Annotated in this window: 12 protein-coding genes; 2 read left to right on the top strand and 10 right to left on the bottom strand. The window is 50.7% G+C overall.

Annotated elements, in window-relative coordinates; genetic code table 11:
• Positions 1–9 precede the first annotated feature (9 nt).
• The 3 genes from NEV57_RS10925 to NEV57_RS10915 form a co-directional block, all read right to left on the bottom strand.
• Positions 10–546, bottom strand: a complete 537-nt coding sequence (locus NEV57_RS10925) for a RidA family protein (RefSeq protein WP_257658359.1) — start codon at positions 544–546, stop codon at positions 10–12.
• Between the two features lie 192 nt (positions 547–738).
• A complete protein-coding gene (gene cobA, locus NEV57_RS10920; RefSeq protein ID WP_257658358.1) occupies positions 739–1,545 on the bottom strand; it encodes a uroporphyrinogen-III C-methyltransferase in 807 nt (268 codons plus the stop codon).
• A 281-nt stretch (positions 1,546–1,826) separates the two neighbouring features.
• On the bottom strand, positions 1,827–2,576 hold the full coding sequence (locus tag NEV57_RS10915; RefSeq protein WP_257658357.1) for a DUF2490 domain-containing protein: 750 nt from the start codon (positions 2,574–2,576) through the stop codon (positions 1,827–1,829).
• A gap of 149 nt (positions 2,577–2,725) precedes the next feature.
• Here NEV57_RS10915 and NEV57_RS10910 point away from each other — a divergent pair, with 149 nt between their 5' ends.
• Positions 2,726–4,675: an alpha-L-fucosidase gene (locus NEV57_RS10910; protein ID WP_257658356.1), complete on the top strand. Its 1,950-nt coding sequence runs from the start codon at positions 2,726–2,728 to the stop codon at positions 4,673–4,675.
• Between the two features lie 56 nt (positions 4,676–4,731).
• Here the strand turns inward: NEV57_RS10910 and NEV57_RS10905 are convergent, their stop codons facing one another.
• The 5 genes from NEV57_RS10905 to NEV57_RS10885 form a co-directional block, all read right to left on the bottom strand.
• On the bottom strand, positions 4,732–6,198 hold the full coding sequence (locus NEV57_RS10905) for a glycine--tRNA ligase (RefSeq protein WP_257658355.1): 1,467 nt from the start codon (positions 6,196–6,198) through the stop codon (positions 4,732–4,734).
• An 87-nt stretch (positions 6,199–6,285) separates the two neighbouring features.
• A complete protein-coding gene (locus NEV57_RS10900) occupies positions 6,286–8,343 on the bottom strand; it encodes a hypothetical protein (RefSeq protein ID WP_257658354.1) in 2,058 nt (685 codons plus the stop codon).
• 1 nt (position 8,344) lies between these two features.
• Complete coding sequence (locus NEV57_RS10895) at positions 8,345–9,025, bottom strand: hypothetical protein (protein ID WP_257658353.1); 681 nt, start codon at positions 9,023–9,025, stop codon at positions 8,345–8,347.
• A 182-nt stretch (positions 9,026–9,207) separates the two neighbouring features.
• Positions 9,208–9,981: an enoyl-CoA hydratase/isomerase family protein gene (locus NEV57_RS10890; RefSeq protein ID WP_257658352.1), complete on the bottom strand. Its 774-nt coding sequence runs from the start codon at positions 9,979–9,981 to the stop codon at positions 9,208–9,210.
• 19 nt (positions 9,982–10,000) lie between these two features.
• On the bottom strand, positions 10,001–12,631 hold the full coding sequence (locus NEV57_RS10885; RefSeq protein ID WP_257658351.1) for a DUF5686 and carboxypeptidase-like regulatory domain-containing protein: 2,631 nt from the start codon (positions 12,629–12,631) through the stop codon (positions 10,001–10,003).
• A 56-nt stretch (positions 12,632–12,687) separates the two neighbouring features.
• Here NEV57_RS10885 and NEV57_RS10880 point away from each other — a divergent pair, with 56 nt between their 5' ends.
• Positions 12,688–14,469 (top strand): aminopeptidase P family protein, encoded by a 1,782-nt coding sequence (locus NEV57_RS10880; RefSeq protein WP_257658350.1) that lies wholly within the window; start codon positions 12,688–12,690, stop codon positions 14,467–14,469.
• Positions 14,470–14,549: 80 nt separating this feature from the next.
• Here NEV57_RS10880 and NEV57_RS10875 read toward each other — a convergent pair whose 3' ends face one another.
• On the bottom strand, positions 14,550–16,448 hold the full coding sequence (locus NEV57_RS10875; protein WP_257658349.1) for a SusD/RagB family nutrient-binding outer membrane lipoprotein: 1,899 nt from the start codon (positions 16,446–16,448) through the stop codon (positions 14,550–14,552).
• 19 nt (positions 16,449–16,467) lie between these two features.
• Positions 16,468–19,587: a SusC/RagA family TonB-linked outer membrane protein gene (locus tag NEV57_RS10870; RefSeq protein ID WP_257658348.1), complete on the bottom strand. Its 3,120-nt coding sequence runs from the start codon at positions 19,585–19,587 to the stop codon at positions 16,468–16,470.
• Between the last annotated feature and the right edge of the window lie 20 nt (positions 19,588–19,607).

The following is a 19,607-nucleotide window of genomic DNA, read 5'->3' as shown; positions in this document are numbered from 1 at the left end:
ACGTCTTGTTTATTCCACTTCGACAATCATTTCCACCTCCACAGCAATGCCATTAGGCAGCGATGCCATACCTACGGCTGAACGCGCATGACTTCCCTTATCCTGTCCAAAAGTAGCGACCATCAATTCGCTAAATCCATTGATTACTTGTGAGTTCTGTTTGAAATCAGGAGCCGAATTTACCATTCCAAATACTTTTACAACACGCTTTACCTTATCGAAGCTGCCTATTTCGCCTTTTAGTGTTTTTAATATTGAAATGGCTACGAGGCGGGCGGCTTCCTGACCTTCTTCAAGCGTCAGGTCATCACCGACTTTACCTACAATCTGCGTTCCGTCGGGTTTGTCCGGGCCATGGCCGGATAAGAAAATCAGATTACCTGAACGTACAACACCGATGACTGCGCCACTAATGGGAGCTGTAGGCGGCGTAATACCCAACTTTTCCAGTTCGGAGGCAACCATGGGAGAAACCTGGGCAAAAGCAACATTTTGCATTACGAATAGGAAGAAGGCGCCGAGCAGAATTTGTTTGAATTTTGACATGTGTGATAATAGTTTAAATGAGTAATTTAAATCGGCTAATTTAACGATAATAATTCGGTTGAAGTCCAAAGTAACCCCGTTTTTACGTTCTTATCGCCATCTACCGTATCGTTGTTTAACAGCAGAAGCGCCTGATGGGCAGGCGCTTCTTACTTAACTAACCAATTATAAACCTAATATGAAGAGAAATTTTCAATAACAATCTACACATTCCAGCTGATCGAAAAATCGCCGGATGGATTGGAAGTCCTGGTGCAGGGCAACCGCCTGACCGAAAATGAGCAGTACCGGCTGGGTACCGTCAATCTGTTTTTCTTCAGCCGTTTCTGCAATGGTATTAACCAGTCCAATGGCAATCTTTTCGTTTGCCATGGATCCATTTTGAATGACTGCGGCCGGTAGTTTTCCTTTGCCTGCTTGCTGGTAGATTTCCACAATTTGCGATAATTTCTCATACCCCAGCAATACAATCACTGTGGCCCTGCTTTGGGCTGCAGTAGTCAGTTCTTCCGAAAGCCTACCGTTCGAGTCCGTACCGGAAAGTATCCATAAACTCTCGCTTATACCCCGTTGTGTTACCGGAATACCCTGTAAGCCGGGTACAGAAATTGCACTTGAAATGCCCGGTACAATAGTTGCCTGAATGCTATAAGATTCGGCATACGCTATTTCTTCGTATCCACGGCCAAAAACAAACAGGTCGCCACCTTTCAGTCGCACTACATGCCCAAAATTCAGGGCATAGTCAACCATCAGTTGATTAACCACATCCTGTGAGAAATTTTCATCACCCGACGGATTACCCACAAAAACTTTAATCGATTGCTGCGGTGCGTAGCTGAGTAATGTCTCGTCAACCAATGCATCGTACAGAATTACGTCAGCAGTTTTTAATGCTTTTACACCTTTTATGCTGATCAGATCGGGGTCACCAGGGCCCGCGCCAACGATCGTGATTTTGGGCTCAACGTATTGTTTTTCTATTGTTCCTGTTGCCATGTTACTTATTGATTCGCTTTAACTTTTAAACTAAAAACCCCTTCGATCTTTCGATGAAGGGGTCATATCTCTTGACTAACCACAACGCCTTCACCTATGCGCATAATACGACATCTTACACATCTTCATGTGATTATTTCGGATCGTATTAGGACTTTGATTTGCTTTCACGAAGCAAATATACATTAAGTCTATGAATTTAGTAGTATTATATAAATATATTTTTGAAAAGATACTTATATTATTGATTACTAGCTATATAATCTCAATAAACTTGCTGGTCACCAGCGTGTGTAAAAGGCAATCTGTGCAATATGGGTAAACATATTAGGCATAACTTCGTTACGGAGCAGAAACTGATTCATATAACCAATTTCCAAATCATACCTTGGGGAAAAACGATGACCAACTGCTGCATAGGCCCGGTTCTGATCAAAAAAGTGCCCATTGAGCGCCGCTTTATTCTGGATGTTAAAAAACAGTTCATTTTGCAGGGCAATAAACATGCCTTGCGTAAACGTATCGCCGGAGGAGGTTCCGATAGGCATCATGCCGCGGATAAAATAACGGGCGCGTTGTGCAAATGCCGTTTCTTTCGGCCGCATTAAAAACCGCTGTTCCAGCCGGAAGCGATGCTGTAAGACCGTACGGCCAAGTTTACCCGTAATGATGTACTGCTGCCATAGGCGATGCTCCGTTAGTCGTTTGCCCGTCGCAGGAAGCTCGTTGGTAACCAACGTGGCGGCATAACCTGCAGCCACCGTTTGCTTCGGGCTGACATAATAATTGATGCCCGGCCGGATTAACAACATTGAATTTTCTCCCCAATTGGTGCCGGCCCTGAATTGGATATCGTTATTCAATCCCCATTTTGCCGAGAATTTTACATTGTTAAACCAACCTGCCCAGCTGCCAAATGTGTGATCCTGCGCATATGAGCTGCCAGAAAACAGGAGTAAAAAGCTGGAAATGACGTGCTTGAATTTAGTGAGTAAGTGCATGTTTCTTTTAATGATAAAGTTTCGGATCATTGTATAGCGGTTGAATATAAGAAAAATGCCAACGTAATAGTACTTGGTACATTCCGTTGCCTGTTGGATTTTGATTACGCGCTAAAGCAAATACCGTCTTTTAAAAAAAGCTTACATTTACCATACGATCCACTAAATTATGATTGCATATGGTACAGTCGAAGTTTATTTATTTATGGATATTGATCGGCGCAGCCTGCCTGCAGGGTTGCGGACAAAACCCAGGTCGTTCAGAAAAAGAGCCAGCACCGTATGGTCCCGTTCCTACCGCTGCCCAGCTCAACTGGCATGAGATGGAAATGTACTGCCTCATTCATTTCACCCCCACGACATTTCAGGATAAAGAGTGGGGATACGGCGATGCCCCGGCAGATCTTTTCAACCCGGAACATTTTGATGCCGACCAGGTTGCGGAAGCTGCCAAAGCCGCCGGCTTCAAGGGGTTGATAACAGTGGCAAAGCACCACGATGGGTATTGTTTATGGCCTACTAAAACCACGGATTATAACATCTCCCAAAGCCCTTGGCGGGATGGCCGGGGAGATATGGTTAAGGAGTTTATGGAAGCCGCACACCATCACGGATTGCAGTTCGGTGTTTATTGTTCGGCCTGGGATCGTAACCATCCCGAATATGGCAATGAAAAGTATGCCGAAGCTTACCGCGAACAATTGCGCGAGTTATATAGCAATTACGGCACGTTATTTACCAGCTGGCATGATGGCGCCAATGGTGGCGACGGCTATTATGGCGGTGCGGATGAGATGCGTAGAATTGACCGTGAAACGTATTACGGGTGGGAAGATAAGGTTTGGCCCATTACCCGTGAAATGCAACCCGGTGCTGTTATTTTTAGTGATGTCGGTCCTGACATCCGGTGGATCGGAAACGAAAAGGGCATCGCCCCGGAGACATCCTGGGCCACGTTTACACCTGTGGGACCCGATGGGGGTAAAGCTGCCCCAGGCCATATCGACAACCGGTTTCTCGGAACAGGGCAACGGGACGGGAAGTTCTGGATCCCGGCAGAATGCGACGTGCCGCTTCGGCCGGGCTGGTTTTATCACGCTTCACAGGACCAGCAGGTAAAAACACCCGATGAACTGTTTGCTATTTATCTCCAAAGTGTGGGGAGGGGGGCAGCCTTCAATCTCGGACTGGCACCGATGCCCTCAGGTACATTGCACCCAGCGGATGTCGCGGCACTGCAGGGGTTTGGTCGCAAATTATCGGAAACCTTCGGTCGTAACCTGGCGGACGGTGCCTCGTTTGAAGCGTCCAATATCCGCAGCCAGAATAATCGCCAATTCGGACCGGACAATCTGCTGGATACCAGCCGGTACACGTATTGGTCTACAGATGACGAGGTAACGGCACCCGAGCTGACCGTTGACCTTGATGGGGAAACCACCTTCGATATTATCCGCCTGCGCGAGAATATCAAGTTAGGCCAGCGGCTGGACAGTGTCCACGTAGCTATGTGGGATAACAACGCGTGGGTGCCACTCGCATCGGCCACCAGTATAGGTGCTAACCGGCTCATCCGCCTGGAGCACCCGGTTACCGCCCAGCGCCTGCGTCTGCGGCTCTTCGCACCGGTTGCTGTCGCATTAAGTGATTTTGGGTTATTCAAAGAAGCAGACGCCGCTGTTACCGTGGCAGCACCGGCAAACAGCGGGGTTAGTCGTGCTAACTGGCGTATTACGGCCAACGGTGCAGGTTCCAGTGCATTACGGCAGGCAATCGACGGTCGTGTGGAAACGTTTTGGTTGAGCAGGGAAGATGAATTGCCGCAGGACCTGACGATCGACATGTTTGAGCAGCAAACAATTGATGGATTCGGTTATTTGCCCCGGCAGGATGGCAATAATGGCGGGATGATCAGTCGTTATCGTCTCGAATCCAGCATAGACGGCATAACCTGGCAGCCGTTGGCCGAGGGAGAATTTTCAAATATTGTAGCCAATCCCATTGAACAGCATATTCGCTTTACCAAGCCGGTATCAGCAAGATACCTCCGCTTTACCGCCGTTGCCGTAGCAAATGCCACAGGTAACCGTGCCGCCGTTTCAATTGCCGAATTAACCGTGTATGATTAATCCGGGCAGAAACTGCCGTATCAGGAGGGAGGCACCCATTGCGGGCGCCCGGTATCTTAAAGAGCGCCCAATAAGTTCTTCCAGCCGACCAGCTCAGCGATTATTTTTTCCAGTTCGGCAATAGACACACGTTCCTGTTCCATGCTGTCGCGATGGCGGAGTGTTACCGTATTGTCTTCCAGCGATTGGTAATCCACCGTGATGCAAAACGGTGTGCCGATAGCGTCCTGTCGGCGGTAGCGTTTGCCGATGGAGTCTTTTTCGTCGTATTGTACGTTGTAGTCGATCCTTAACCGCTGGAGAATTTCCCGTGCTTTTTCCGGCAACCCGTCTTTCTTGGTTAATGGCAGTATCGCTGCCTTTACCGGCGCCAGGGCAGGGTGGAAGTGGAGTACCGATCGTGAATCCTGTTTGTCTCCGGAGCTCAGGTCCTGCTCTTCAAAGGCATTGCACAGTACAGTGAGGAACAGCCGGTCCAGACCAATGGATGTCTCAATAACGTAAGGAACATAGTTCTGGTTAATCTCCGGGTCAAAATATTGCATTTTTTTACCGGAGTATTTCTGATGCTGAGTTAAGTCAAAGTCGGTACGCGAATGAATACCTTCCACTTCTTTAAAGCCGAACGGAAACTCATATTCAATATCCACAGCCGCATTGGCGTAATGTGCCAGTTTCACGTGGTCGTGAAACCGGTATTTTTCGGGATTTCCACCGATGGTCAGGTGCCATTTCAGACGGGTTTCTTTCCATTGAGCATACCATTCCAGCTCCGTGCCGGGGCGCACAAAAAACTGCAGTTCCATCTGCTCAAATTCACGCATGCGCATAATAAACTGGCGTGCAATAACCTCATTCCGGAATGCCTTTCCGATCTGGGCAATCCCGAATGGAACTTTCATCCGGCCGCTTTTCTGTACGTTCAGAAAGTTAACGAAAATACCCTGTGCCGTCTCCGGCCGTAGGTATACGGTATCAGCATCTTCCGCAGAAGCACCCATCTGTGTGGAAAACATCAGGTTAAACTGGCGAACATCAGTCCAGTTTGAAGTGCCTGAGATTGGGCAAACAATGCGGTGTTCCTCAATGATCTTTTTCAGTCCGGGCAGGTCATCGGCATTCAGTGCCGCATCCAGATCGGCCTGTAACTGCGCTGCTTTATCCGTTTTTCCGTCGGCCTCATAACGGGCAATCTTATCTTCGATGAGCTGGTCTGCACGGTATCGCTTTTTTGAATCCTTATTGTCAATCATCGGATCATTAAAGCCATCCACGTGCCCGGAGGCTTTCCATATGGTCGGGTGCATAAAAATAGCCGAATCAATCCCCACAATATTCTCATGGAGCTGCACCATGGCCTTCCACCAGTACTGCTTTAAGTTATTTTTAAGCTCGGCACCTAGTTGCCCATAATCGTATACGGCACTTAAACCGTCATAAATTTCACTGGATGGAAACACAAAGCCGTACTCCTTGGCATGCGAAACCACATTTTTAAAAAAATCGTCCGTCTGTTTGCTCATAGGAGGGCAAACATAGATAAATTGCCGTTGATTTCAAAGTGTTTTACCGGCGTCAGCCTGCTAAGCAGGCGGCTGATAACCTCCTGCTTATTGATCCTGCATGGCATAGTCGACCAACGCAAAGAAATACTGCACGGCATTGTCGAACTCCGCCGGCGTTTCCGCAACAAAATCACCCGTAATGTGCGTGCCGGTAATCCCCTTGGATTGGAAATAGAAGTCGCCCATGCTTCCAAAAAGTTTATGAAATGCAATATACTGGTTAAGCGACTGGAGTTCCTCCGTTGGAATTTCCGTAGCAAGTTTTTTGGCGCTGAGCAGACCGGCCACTTTGTTCTTGCGGATCAGGTTGCGGTGTGCCCGGCTGATTTTTCCGCGGTAACGGTTCGCCGCAATATCGTGCATTTGTTCGGAAGAGGTTCCCAGAAATATGATGCCATCCCGGCGGGTAAAGTAGAGCCCAAATGGTAAATCGCTTTCTTCCACACTGAATATGCCGTCTGTTTCCGAAACCAATCCCTTTTGATAAATATAGTTAGTAACCTGATCATACAGCTTGTTGTCATCCGATGAAAACATCAGCAGAAAATCCGGGATTGTTTCCATTTTGGTCTTTTCCACTTCTTTGTAATCGTAATTGTCATCATACTCGTAATCAATATACGGCACCTCTTCTTCGGTTATCCCGTTGAGTACAAACAGCGCATCACCCTTTGCGACCCTGGCAATCGCCGCTTCATCAAGCAACAGCGAAACAACGTCGGCAGCCAGCGTAATTTCCTGCTCGTGCTGTCCGAGGAGACTACCATACGTATCTTTCATGATACTGGGAAGTTCCTCGAGGTACGCTTTGGTATCCATTGCAAATGCGAACCAGCCGATCGCTTCCTCGCTATTCAGGTAGTTTAAGAATTTCCGGTTTATTTTCCGGCCGTATATCCGTTTATAGCTTTTTGCCAGTTGCGGGGCAATCTCCAGGTCGGTGCTCAGCCGGAAACCCACATCATTCGCATAAAGCCCGGCCCGCAAGCTGCCGTAGTGACTGAATAACGAGCCGGTTGATCCGGAAAGCATCAATTCGGGTAACCACGCCAGATAAGCAGATTCAAAATTGGATAACCACGCCGTAATCAACGCGTCGTCCTGAACACTGCTTACATAGGACGCATTGGAAAGGATACTTTCTGCCGGTGCCTGGTTAAACAGATTTGCCGTGAATTCACGCGACCACTGTGTGGTCAACCCCTTTTTTATTTGCTGGTCTGCCGCATAATATTCATCATACGGATTGCCATCGTCGTAGTCCGCGCTGTCATATTCAACGGCCGGTGGCGCACTCAATTCATAAACAGTGTCCCCGGACCAGGCTGAGTCAGCAGCTGCGTCAACCGGAACGGGAAAACTCATTGCAGTTGAATCGAGGGCCGGGGGAGGTAAGAACATGCTATCATCATACTTGTCGCCCTCCTCGAAGGCCCTTGCCGTATCCACATCAACGTCATCGTAATCATCATAATCGGGTGCCACAGCCACCGCTACCGCCGTACTGTCATAGTAACCGTAATCATCGTAATCAACGGCACTCGCGGTATCGGCTGCTGCATCGTCGTAATAATCGTAGTAATTGTAATTTCTGATGCCATATCGGTCCGCCACTTCGCTTTGTTCAAAATAGCCGTCTACAAGTGCCGTGCTGGTGACGCTCAAGGTACCGCTATCCCATGCGAAAATGGTGGTGTCCTCGTCAATGACTTTGACAAAGCTGCGAAAACCATCCTGTTCTTCCACCTCCTCATCGCGGATAAACTGCTGTTCAAAAACCGTTGCATCCGCAATTGGGACGAGAAAATTATAATGCTTCGTACTGTCGGTGAGGACTGTATAGAAGTAACTTGTCCGGTTCAGGTCCAGCCCGAAATCCGCTACGCTGTTTACCGAGGAGAATCCGGCGGACCGCGCTTTTTCCAGCAGCATGCTGCCAATTGCCGACTGGTTAAAATCCTCTACCCCCATCAGGTCAAAAAAATGCGCCGTTTGGATATTGACAACGGCAAATGCATCACTGGGAATCCGGCGGGCCAAATCCTGGCCATTTGCCAGGGTTACCATGGATACACATAAAATCAAAGAAAAGAGCTTATTCATCTTAATTTGCTAATTTAATACGGTTTGAAAGATTTTTCCTGCCATTGATCAAGTCCATCAGCGGGCTTTGCAGCATGACCGCTTTTTTCGAGGCAGATACTTTGGCTATGGGATTACTATTGGAAACGACAGGGATATCAAAGCGATAAATACTGGTATATATGGCATTCTCAAACACCGCCTGGTCCGCGGCCTTCAGCTTGTCGAATTCCTTTTTTGCCGTCGGCTCATACACATAAGTCCGGCTGAACGTCTTTGTTGCCGGAAGATAAGCATAGGAGGCATGATTTGCGGTCGTAACTTTCATCTTTTCGAAGACGCGGTCGGTGATGGTATTCAGGTCCTCGACCCGGGCAAACGACCAGCTGATGGAAGCGATGAAGGTGTTAAAATCAAGCGTATAAGTGACATTGGAAATTCCGTCGGTTTGCTGCAGCTCACCGACCAGTTGCTCCAGTTCCCTGCGGATATCAGCTTTGGAAGGTACCGGATATCCATTAACACTATCAAGTAACATAACGGCTGCCAGTTTACTCTTGCTTTGGCTGAGGTTAGCCGTAAGTACCGCCGTGCCCGACCCGTCCTGCTTCACGCTGACCTCTTCAATAAGCTGAAAACAGGAAGTGCATAACAGGCCCGATAATAACAGGGGAAATAAGAAAAAAACTCGTTTAATGCTCACTTGTCCGTCTTATATTAATGCAACATAAACATTGCATGTTGCTAATTCGTGGCAAATATAACGTGACCATGTGGATTAATAAACCCCTGTTTTCCGTTATTCTGTCCCTGCTGTAAACCGGGCATCGAATGCTGCGGAATAGGGCATAATGGATTGCTGCCGCCTGCGCATGGAACTGTCAATCAGAAATTTGGTTTTCGTTTTGCCAAAAATGCCGATACCCCTTCGGCAAAATCGGCCGTGCCGAAGCACTTCGAAAATTCCTCGATTTCCACTTCAAACCCATTCTTTGACGGATCGAGTCCGGCGTTTACCGCACGTATGGCCGCAGCCACGGCATTGGGCGATCTGGAGGCGATTGTCTGGAGTATTTCCAAGGCTTTCTGCAGCAATACCGGCTGATCAACCACCGCATTAACCAATCCATATTCAAGCGCCCTTTCCGCGGTGATCATGTCGGCAGTCAGTATGAGTTCCAGTGCACGGCCCCGGCCCACCAGCTGGGTTAGCCGTTGCGTACCGCCATAACCCGGGATAAGTCCCAATGTGACCTCCGGCAGACCCAGCCGGGCATTTGGAACCGCAATCCGCAGGTGGCACGCCAGCGCCAGTTCCAGTCCACCCCCAAGTGCATAACCGTTAATAGCGGCCAGGATGGGCTTGCCTGCATGGTGGATCAGGTCGAATACATTGCGGTGGCCGTCGCTGGCAAGGCGCTGCCCCTGTGCGGCATCAAAAGCAGCAAACTCCGCGATATCCGCACCTGCCACAAATGCCTTTTCCCCCGCACCGGTCAGCACAATACCCCGCACCTGGCTGTCGGCCAATGCTTTGGTTAAGGCACCATGCAATTCGGCTAGAATAGTCTGATTAAGTGCATTAAGTTTTTCCTCGCGGTTGATGGTAATAAAACGGACCGATTGCTCGTCCCGGATCAATAACTGATGAAATGCCATAAGGGGTATATTTGATGAACTAAAAAGATAAACTGGCACCTATCCGGATCCCATTCCGGTCTGCACCGAGATGACCAAGGTAAGATAGCCTGGTAACATATTCTATGCGAAATACGTTCAAAATGTTTTCCAAACCAAATGCCGTTTCCATATAGGGCTTCTGTCCCAGCGTAAACGTTGTCGGGTTTCCATGAAGATCCGTAGGGAGCCGGAATACGCCCGTACCCCCGTTTTCAGGCCGGTTCTCCGGCCGCACATTGCCATACAACAGCCTAAAGCTGATGATCTCGCGTAATTTCAACCGCTTTATCAACGGAATTTTATTCAAAATAAAACCATTTAGCCGGTGTTCGATGCTGAACTTGACGTATTGGTCGCTCACGAACTCCAGGTCCTCCATCAAACTATAGGCGTCCGGCGAAAGCACGTAAGTCTGGTTGGCATTCGGGATATCCAGCAAGGGAAAAGGGAGTGTGCCAAAAATATAACCTGCCCCCATGTTGACGTCGGCAAATCCCAATTGCGAAAGAAAAACCCGCTTGAACACATCGAACCGCAGCGCATGATACCCATAGTCGCTACCCAGCAGTCCCTTAACCCCCATATTGTAGCGCAGATTAAAAACCGGGAATTTATTGATCATCGGCGTGCGTTCCACATTGCGTTGTAAAAACGCTTCATGGGGCGCCCAGCGCAGGCTCAACCCCCACTCAGCGGTCTGTAACCCACGGAGGGTATCGGCTCCGGGCCCGGCCGAAATAAAGTGCAACTGCGCGGCAGGTGTCTGCCGCAGCGTGGCAACATGCGTCTGTAACATGAAATGATTGCCAAATTCAATCACGTGGTTTAGCCGCATGGCCTTATTATACAGCCATTTGTCCTGGTCATCGCGTCGGAACGACCGCACAAAGCTATCGCCATTACGAAAACCCAGCCGCTGGCCCGGTTCCCGGGCGTCCTGCTGGTAGGTCGCCTGTATGTAATGTGCAGGATAGGCCGCAACGGGCCTGCCGTTAAGTGTGTAAGCTGTTCCCAGGTAAAATTTCACACGTTCGTCGCGGAATCCATATGCCGCGTATGCTTCGCCATATATTTTATCCGATAACAGCGGACTTGTTCTTCCTCCTATGCGCACGCGGCTGCCTTCCAGTTCATTATAACTATACATGTATTCCACGGGCCCGATTTCCACGGGTCCGGCACGTTTGAAACTGCTGAGCAGTACAGATCCCCAGTCCAGTGTACGTTTAAACGCCCGGTTATTCCGCAGGCTGTCAAAATTGGTGTAGGTATTGGCTTCCACCGATGTGAGCGGTACCGGCCGGTTCTCTTTCCAGTAGCGGTCGGGTACCAGGTCGGCCCCGGCTACCATGGACGCCGGTTGGCCGTCGAATACGCGGTCGGGCGTCTGTTGCTGCGTATCATAATCCCCATAAACCAATGTCCGTTGCCCGAAAGCCCCGCGTTTCCCCCCGGTCAATCCGAAATGGATGCGCATATCGGAATGCCCGAGCAGGTAGATGCCGTTGCCTTGCCGGTTAAAACGCTGGGAAATGGTAACATCCGTTACCCAATTCAGGTTCGCCTCGTGACCTATCCGGATATCCGCCTGCCGGATGCCATAATTGCCATCGAGTGTGACCTGTAATTTCCCGGCAAATAAGCGGTCTTCCCTGTTGCGCGGCACAAAAGTCAGTTCAATAAACGTTCCTTCCCCGGTCGAAAGCGTATCCGTGATGTAGTATTTATAAAACAACGGTGCACTTTCTGCAGTAGGTCCCAAAAAGGGCTTGTTCAGGATCAGGATGTTATCGTCATAAATATCTACATCCCCGTGGATGTATTCCATATACGCTTCGATGTTCCTGTTGTTTACATACCGGGGGTCAAGTTCGGTCTTCCGATGTGCGGTTACAAGGGTTTTTGCCGCTTTGGGAAACGCGCGTAAATACTGCCTTGCTACGTGTTCTTCCAGGAACACCGGCAGCAACGCCTTGCCAGGTACCAGTGTCGTATCCGTATTTTCCAGTGCAAACCGGTATCCCCGGGTAATGCCGCTGTTTAACAGGCCTTTTGGAGGGTTACTGACCGCCAGCATGACTTTTTCATACCGTTGAAAGGACACATAATCATAGCGCGCCAGCCGGTTAAGCGGCTTATGCTGAATGACCTGCCGGATCAGCGCGACGGCCGGATTATCCCGGTTCCGATAGCGGCCCTTGCCTTCAACCATTACTTCATCCAGCGCATGGATGTTCTCCTCCAGCTGTACATTCAGTGTCTGGTCGCCCGTTTGGGGCAGCTGGGTGACCAGTGCCTTGTAACCCAGTGCATCAAAAGTGATCGATCGGCTGACGTGTGGAATAAATAGGCTGTAAAATCCAGCGCGGTCCGTGGAGGTACCTATATCGGTATCCCGCAGTACAACCGATACGCCCGAAATCCCTTCCCCGGTAGAGGCATCCGTAACCCGCCCGCGGATGGTCAGCTGTGCAAAAGCGCCGAATCCATTGACGAGGAAGATGAACAGGAGTACGGTTTCCAAAGCGAACTGTCGTATAGCAATACCTTTTATGCCCTTACCTTTCGTCATCGCCATAACCACCGATTGCTGTTCTTCCGTCTTTTTGTAAACGACCACAAGATACATTTGTTGGGGGATTAATACAACATTTCCTAACTTGCGCTACACAAAAAACAAGGATTATGACCCATGCCGAAAAACTGTCCGCCATTCGTCATTTGATGGATGAGCAACATATCGATGCGTATATCATCCCGTTATCCGATCCGCATATCAGTGAGTACCTTCCCGAACATTACCAGTGTATCGCCTGGGTATGTGGTTTCACCGGATCGGCGGGCACCATAGTGATCACCAAAGAATTTGCGGGCTTATGGACAGACTCGCGTTATTTTGTACAGGCCAACAGCCAACTCTCGGGCACCGGTTTTGAATTGGTGAAGCTGCGGGCACAGGGCGCAGCGGAATATGCGGATTGGCTGGCAGGACAATTACCTGGGAGTTCCGTGGTGGCGTTTGATGGCAAGCTGGCTTCCGTTCTGCTGGCCCATACCGTGTCGGAGAAGCTGACGCCGCTGGGAATGACGGTCCGGGGCAATGCCGATTTGATAACCCAACTATGGCAAGGACGCCCCCCATTACCGGACAATCCGGCCTATTTGCTTGATCAGTCCATCACCGGCGAGTCTACGGAGGAAAAACTTCGACGGCTGCGCGGCGAGATGGAAAAACAGCAGGTACAGGCACACTTTATCTCCTCTCTTGACGACCTCGCCTGGCTATTCAATATCCGCGGCAGCGACGTGGCATGCAACCCGGTCGTGCTGGGTTTTGCCTTGATTACACCCGTCACGGCCACGCTGTTCATTTCCGGGACAAAGCTCAGTGATCAGGACAGCAACGTGTTGACCCAGCAGGGCGTCACCCTGGCCGATTACCACGCGAGCGGTCCGGCATTGAAGGCCCTTCCTTCCGGAGCCAGGTTGCTGCTCGATCCCAAACGCACCTGTTTTGCGCAGTATCAGCAAGTGCCTGCCGGCAACGCGATTGTGGAGCAGCTCAATCCGACAACGCGATTTAAGGCCGTTAAAAACGAAGTTGAACTTGCTCATACCCGAAATACCATGATTAAAGACGGGGTGGCACTTACCCGGTTTTTCAAATGGCTTGAAGAAGCTGTAGGACGGGAAAAAATTACCGAAATATCCATCGCCGAAAAGCTGCAGGGCCTGCGTGCAGCGCAGGAAGGTTTTGTCGGCGAGAGTTTTGACACCATCGCCGGTTACAAAGCCCACGGCGCACTACCCCACTACAAGGCAACACCGGCCAGTGACGTCGAGCTTGGAGCTGAGGGTTTGCTGCTCGTGGATTCCGGGGGGCAGTACCGCACAGGAACGACGGACATTACCCGGGTGGTTTCGTTAGGCAAGACCACGGATGCGGAGCGAACGGATTATACCCTGGTGCTGAAAGCGATGATTACCGGCAGCACCACGGTGTTTCCGGTGGGTACCCGGGGTTATCAGCTTGATGCCATTACACGGAAACCCATGTGGGACCAGCTGCGTAATTACGGACATGGCACCGGCCATGGGGTAGGATTCTTCCTGAATGTACACGAAGGGCCGCACGTGTTTAATCCTTCCAGTGTGGATGTCGTCGTTGAACCGGGGACGATTACCTCCATAGAACCGGGACTGTACCGGGAAGCGCAGTACGGTATCCGTATTGAAAACCTGGTGTTGGCGGCAACGAATGAAAACACAGCGTTTGGCGCTTTTATGGCGTTTGAAACCCTTACACTCTGTTATATCGATACCGCGCTGGTGGATAAAACCCTACTGGACGAACCGCAGATCCACTGGCTGAATAGCTATCATGCCACGGTATTTGAAAGGCTGGCGCCCCACCTGGATGAAAGCGAACGGCAGTGGCTGGCCGGGAAAACCGCAGCCATACGATAACGCTCCAAAGAAAATAAAAAAGGCTGCCCCGCACCAGGGCAGCCTTCGGAGATAGGTTTATGGGTCGATTATTCGGCTTTTTATTGCTGTTTAGCCCACCAGAGCGGGGTCAACACTTCGTCCGGACCACCCAATGCGCTGACGGCACTGTCGTAGCCTTCAGGATTGCTGGCCGGTATCGTTGAAGGATAACGGACCCGCTGCGGGAAGAACCGGATGCTGGCATCCATGTAATTGCTTTGGTTAAGGTCCGGCATGTTCACGAGCGGATCTTCCACAGCCGGATTTTCGAAGAACGGTAGACCCAGTCTGCGCTGGTCGTTCCACGTTTCCAGTGGTAGCCAGGGTGCCTGGGCAATGAATTTCTGCGTGATAATTTTGGTCAGCAGGTCGTTTTTCACCGCACCTCCCTCATACAGGTCGTTATCCGGGTAAGGGATGTTGGCGACACCCGCACTTCCGGTGTAACCATCCACAAAGTTCATGGCGTGGGTTGCCGGCGGTTCAGTGGTATGTCCCCAGCTAACCGATGTCCCGGTCATGTTGTAATCCGTTGAGCTGAGGTAATCACCGAGGTAGGACGTCACCCCCCAATGTTCAAAGCTTGACGTAATGCCCGCTTCATAAGCCGCCTGAGCATCCATGGGTGCCGACCAGCCACGTAACGCCGCTTCGGCCACCAGAAAATAGGATTCCCACGGGGCGAAAAAGACGCGTTTGTTGTCGCTGTTACGGAAGAGGCTGTTCAGTCGCGGAGAGCCATTGGGATAGCTATAAACCTGATTGAGCGATCCCCTTGTTCCCCAGGCACCGTTGGCAAACCCATTCCAGGTATATGCTAAGTTTACTTCCTTAAATACCGAGCCGTCCTCGCTCATGAGGTTACGTTTGTTATCCAGCGTGGCATACGTCGGATACAGCGCATTGCTTTCATCCCCGGGGATGGCATATATCTTATAAGCCCGCGGATCAATCGAATTGGGCAGTCCATCGAACCAGTAACCGGCAGTCGGCGCATTGGTCAACATTGCAAAGTGATCATCGTATTTGATGCCCACATAGTTTGCCGGTTTGATATAGTCTGCATAAGAGGTCGCCAGCTGGTCAGCAGACGGGATGCCACCCAGGCCAAGGTACAGGTTGTTGAGCGTCGCCGAGATATTAAAGTGGTTCCATGTACGCGTCATCACCCCTGTAAGCCCATCCCATCCCGGCTGTTCAGCCACCTGGAACATGTCGGCCGCAGCGGTAATGTGGGGTAGTGCTGCGGCGGCCTCAAATTCGGCCTGAGCTTTGCCAGCGTCCACTTCAGAAAGCCGCATTGCCAGGCGCATGCGCATGGAATTGGCGTATTTCTGCCATTTGGCAAAATCATAGCCATAGGCCGGGTCAAAGCGGGAAATGCTTGAGGCGCTGACTGCCAAATCCAGTTTGGTTGAAGCGTCCGTTAATTCCGATAGCAAGAAATTATAAACGTCCTGCAGGCTGGCGTATGACGGATTGTCCCCATGGAAAGCATCCAGTGGAATCGGCCCAAAGGTATCCGCCAGTTCACTCATCAGGTAAGCCCGCCAGATCCGTGCCACCTGTACCAGGTTCGGGGTGTATTCCGGTGCCGTGCCGGCCTCAATCTGCTGCTGACCGATCTGGATCGCGCTGTTGATGGCGGAGAGCCAACTCGCCATGTAGCTTCGGCCGTAGTAATCCGAAGACCAGCCATCGTTATAACCGCCGCTGGAGATGCCGCCGCCGGAAGAAAAGCGTCCGGCAGTCGTCCAATACAGGACGAATACCCGTTCCGCAATGTGGGGGTCCATCTGCGAGTTAATAATGGCGTTGTTAATGAAATATTCCACCTGTACCTGGTCGGCATTCGCCCCGTACGGGTCTTTATTGATTTCTTCGAATTTGCTGCACGACTGAAAGCCAACCAGGCTCCCAAGAAGCACCGCTGCTGTTTTATGAATAATATTTTTCATGTCAGTAGGATGTTGAAAATTAAAAACCAAGGGTTACACCAAACATAAAGGTCCGCATGGTGGCGGGCGACGCACTCTCAAATCCAATGGCGTTTGACCCGGTTGCAAATACAGCTTCGGGGTCGAGTCCCCGCATTTTGCTATGAATCATCCATACGTTATTGCAGCTGGCAAATACCCGGACGTTCTGCAATCCAGAATTGGTGAGAATGGATTGCGGGAACTGATAACTCAGCTGTACGTTGCGCAGCCGGATGTTGGTCGCATCATACAAATTGGCCTCGTTGATACCCAGATTGCTTGCCGTGGCGACACGGTTCCAATAGTTCTGTACGGTTACGGACGTTGTGTTCTCTACGTAACCGTCGGCACCATCACTTTCCACACCGCTTACTACGAAATCTTCACGTGCACCGTTTGGCGCGGTGACGGCTGCAGTACCATTGCGCTGCATGGCGACCTGGGTAGAGGAGAATATTTCCCCGCCAAAACGGCCGTCTATCTGAAACGAGAGACCGATCCCTTTATAGTTGAAGGTGTTGGTCAGTCCGGCCATTGCGTCGGCCTGCTGGTTACCCAACAGTTCCTTTTCGCTGTCGCGCAAAGGCAGCCCGTTTTCCAGGATCAACCGGCCATAATGCGGGCTTGCGGGATCTTTAACACGCAAAAAGCGGTGTCCGTAGATTTCGCCATACATGCCACCTGTACGGCCGACGATAGCCAGATCGTCGTAAGCGGCGTCCACCGGGTACTGATATACGCCCAAATGGCTGGCGATATCAATCACTTCGTTGATGTTCCGGCTGAAATTGGCCGAAATGTCCCAGTTGAATCCGGTCGGATTACTCAACGCGTTTACATTCACCATCACTTCAAATCCTTTATTCTGAATATTTCCGGCATTGATTTTCCGCGACGCATAGCCGCTGGTGGGGTCGAGACCCAAATTGATCAGCTGGTTGGTCGCGTTTACCTTATACCAGGCAAAGTCAATATTCACCCGGTCGAATACCCGTACTTCGGCACCAAATTCGAGACTGCGAAGCAATTCATTCACCACATTCGGGTCGTAGAAAACACTTCCGGTATTGGCCGTGGTGTTACCCCGCGGGTCGCTGCCAATGCTGTACACGTTGTAAAGCTGGTACGGTCCCATGTCATTCCCGACTTCGGCATATGATGCACGCAGCTTAGCGTAGCTAAACCAAGCGGGTAGTGTACCCCCGAGCGCATTAACCATGTCGGTGAATACGTATGAGAGGTTGACGGAAGGGTAGAAAAATGACCGATTATCCGGGTGGAGCGTCGACGTCCAATCGTTCCGGAAGGTTGCATCCAGGTACAGGTAGTTGTCGTATTTCAGCGCAAGGGATCCATAAACGGAATTGACGCGTTTTTCTGACAGGCTTTGGGTAATCGAGGGCACACCTACACCGTTGTTCAGGGAAAATAAATTAGGCACCTCCAGTTCCGTCACCGAGCCGCCTACAGAAGAAAGGTGTTGCTGCATTAAGTTGCCACCGACCATCATGGAACCGCCCAGCCGGCCAAAAACTTCATCCTTTTGTGCCGTCAGCATCGCACTGTAATTGGTTTCCTGAAACGTTTCCTTGGATAAGGCATAATGGCCACCGGCCGGATTCGGGCTGCCCACATATACTTTCCGCTCCACATTGGTGGTATAAATATCCCCGCCTCCTTTAACCTCGGCTGTTAACCAGTCGGTTGCTTTGTAACGCAGGGTACCGTTCAGCAATACCCGATCCCTTGAATCCTTATATTGGTCATACGCTGCACGCCAGTACGGGTTGATCGAAGCGTTTGTGCCACTGCCGAACCATAGCATATCACCGTTTTCATCGACAGCCGGTTCAAAATCCCGGATGTTGAGCGAGCGGGGCATCATATATAGCGAATACATGCTGCTCCAGTCACGCGAATTAATCGGACGGTTGTAACCTGCGGTGTTGCTGTATTGTACTTTGGTGTCGGTACTCCAGCGGTCGTCCCTTCCGAATTTGGTGGTCGCACGCGCCGTGAGGTTGGTCCGTACAAATTTATTGCCGGGCAGGATACTCTTTTGGTTGACACGGCTTACGGACGTATAGATCCCCGTATTATTAAATTGCTGTTGAAATGTGGCGTTATGCTGCTGGTTGATGCCTGTTTGCAGGAAATTGCTGATGTTATCCTGCACCGTTAAAGGGCCTTCCGAACCGTCCCATTTGATGACGTTCTGTCCTTCAATGCGCGGTCCCCAGCTCAATCGTTCGTCGGGAAGAAAATTGCCATTCGATCCCTGGCCGAAAAGGTCCTGGGTTTCGGGTGTCATAAACGGATTCTCAATACCGACGTTGGAGGATACGGTCAATCCCAGTCCGGCCTGTTTCCGGCCTGATTTGGTAGTGATCAGGATGACACCGTTGCCTGCCCGGTTACCGTAAAGTGCCGCTGCAGAAGGGCCTTTCAGTACCGACATGCTCTCAATGTCTTCGGGGTTAATATCCCCGAGGCCATTTCCCCGGTCAAATCCCGGATCCCAGAAACCGTTGGATTCGGTTCCAGTGAAATTGTTCACGGGCACCCCGTCAACCACGATCAGTGGCTGGTTATCACCTGTCAATGAATTGAAGCCGCGGAGTACGATCTTGGCCGAGGCACCGGCACCATTGCTGGAACGGGCGACCTGCAGACCGGCTACCTTGCCCGACAACGCATTCGTTACGTTGGTTTCCCGCGCATTGGACAGCGTGGCACCTTTCACCTCCTGCACGGCATAACCCAGTGAACGGCGCTCCCGCTCAATACCGAGAGCCGTTACTACCACCTCACCCAGTTCGCTGGCGTCCTGTTCGAGGACGACATTCATCCGGGTCTGGTTTCCTACGGTAACCTGCTGTGAAGTATATCCGACCATGCTGAACTGGATGACCTCACCGCGTGATGCACTGATGGTGTAATTACCTTCTGCATCGGTCTGCACGCCGCGGGTAGTGCCCTGCACTACCACGCTCACACCGGGCAGCGGACCGTTTGCGTCCGTCACCGTTCCGGTGACAGACTGCTGCGCATAGCCGACGGAGACGGCGCTAAAAAGCACCACAGCCAGCATGCAGCATTGCATGTAAAAATTTCTCATGTTTGTGTTGATTTGGTTAA

The organism is Parapedobacter lycopersici, from assembly GCF_024643285.1.
GTDB classification, from domain to species: domain Bacteria; phylum Bacteroidota; class Bacteroidia; order Sphingobacteriales; family Sphingobacteriaceae; genus Parapedobacter; species Parapedobacter lycopersici.
Note: the sequence above shows the minus strand (reverse complement) of the source record. Positions and strands in the feature narration are given on the sequence as shown.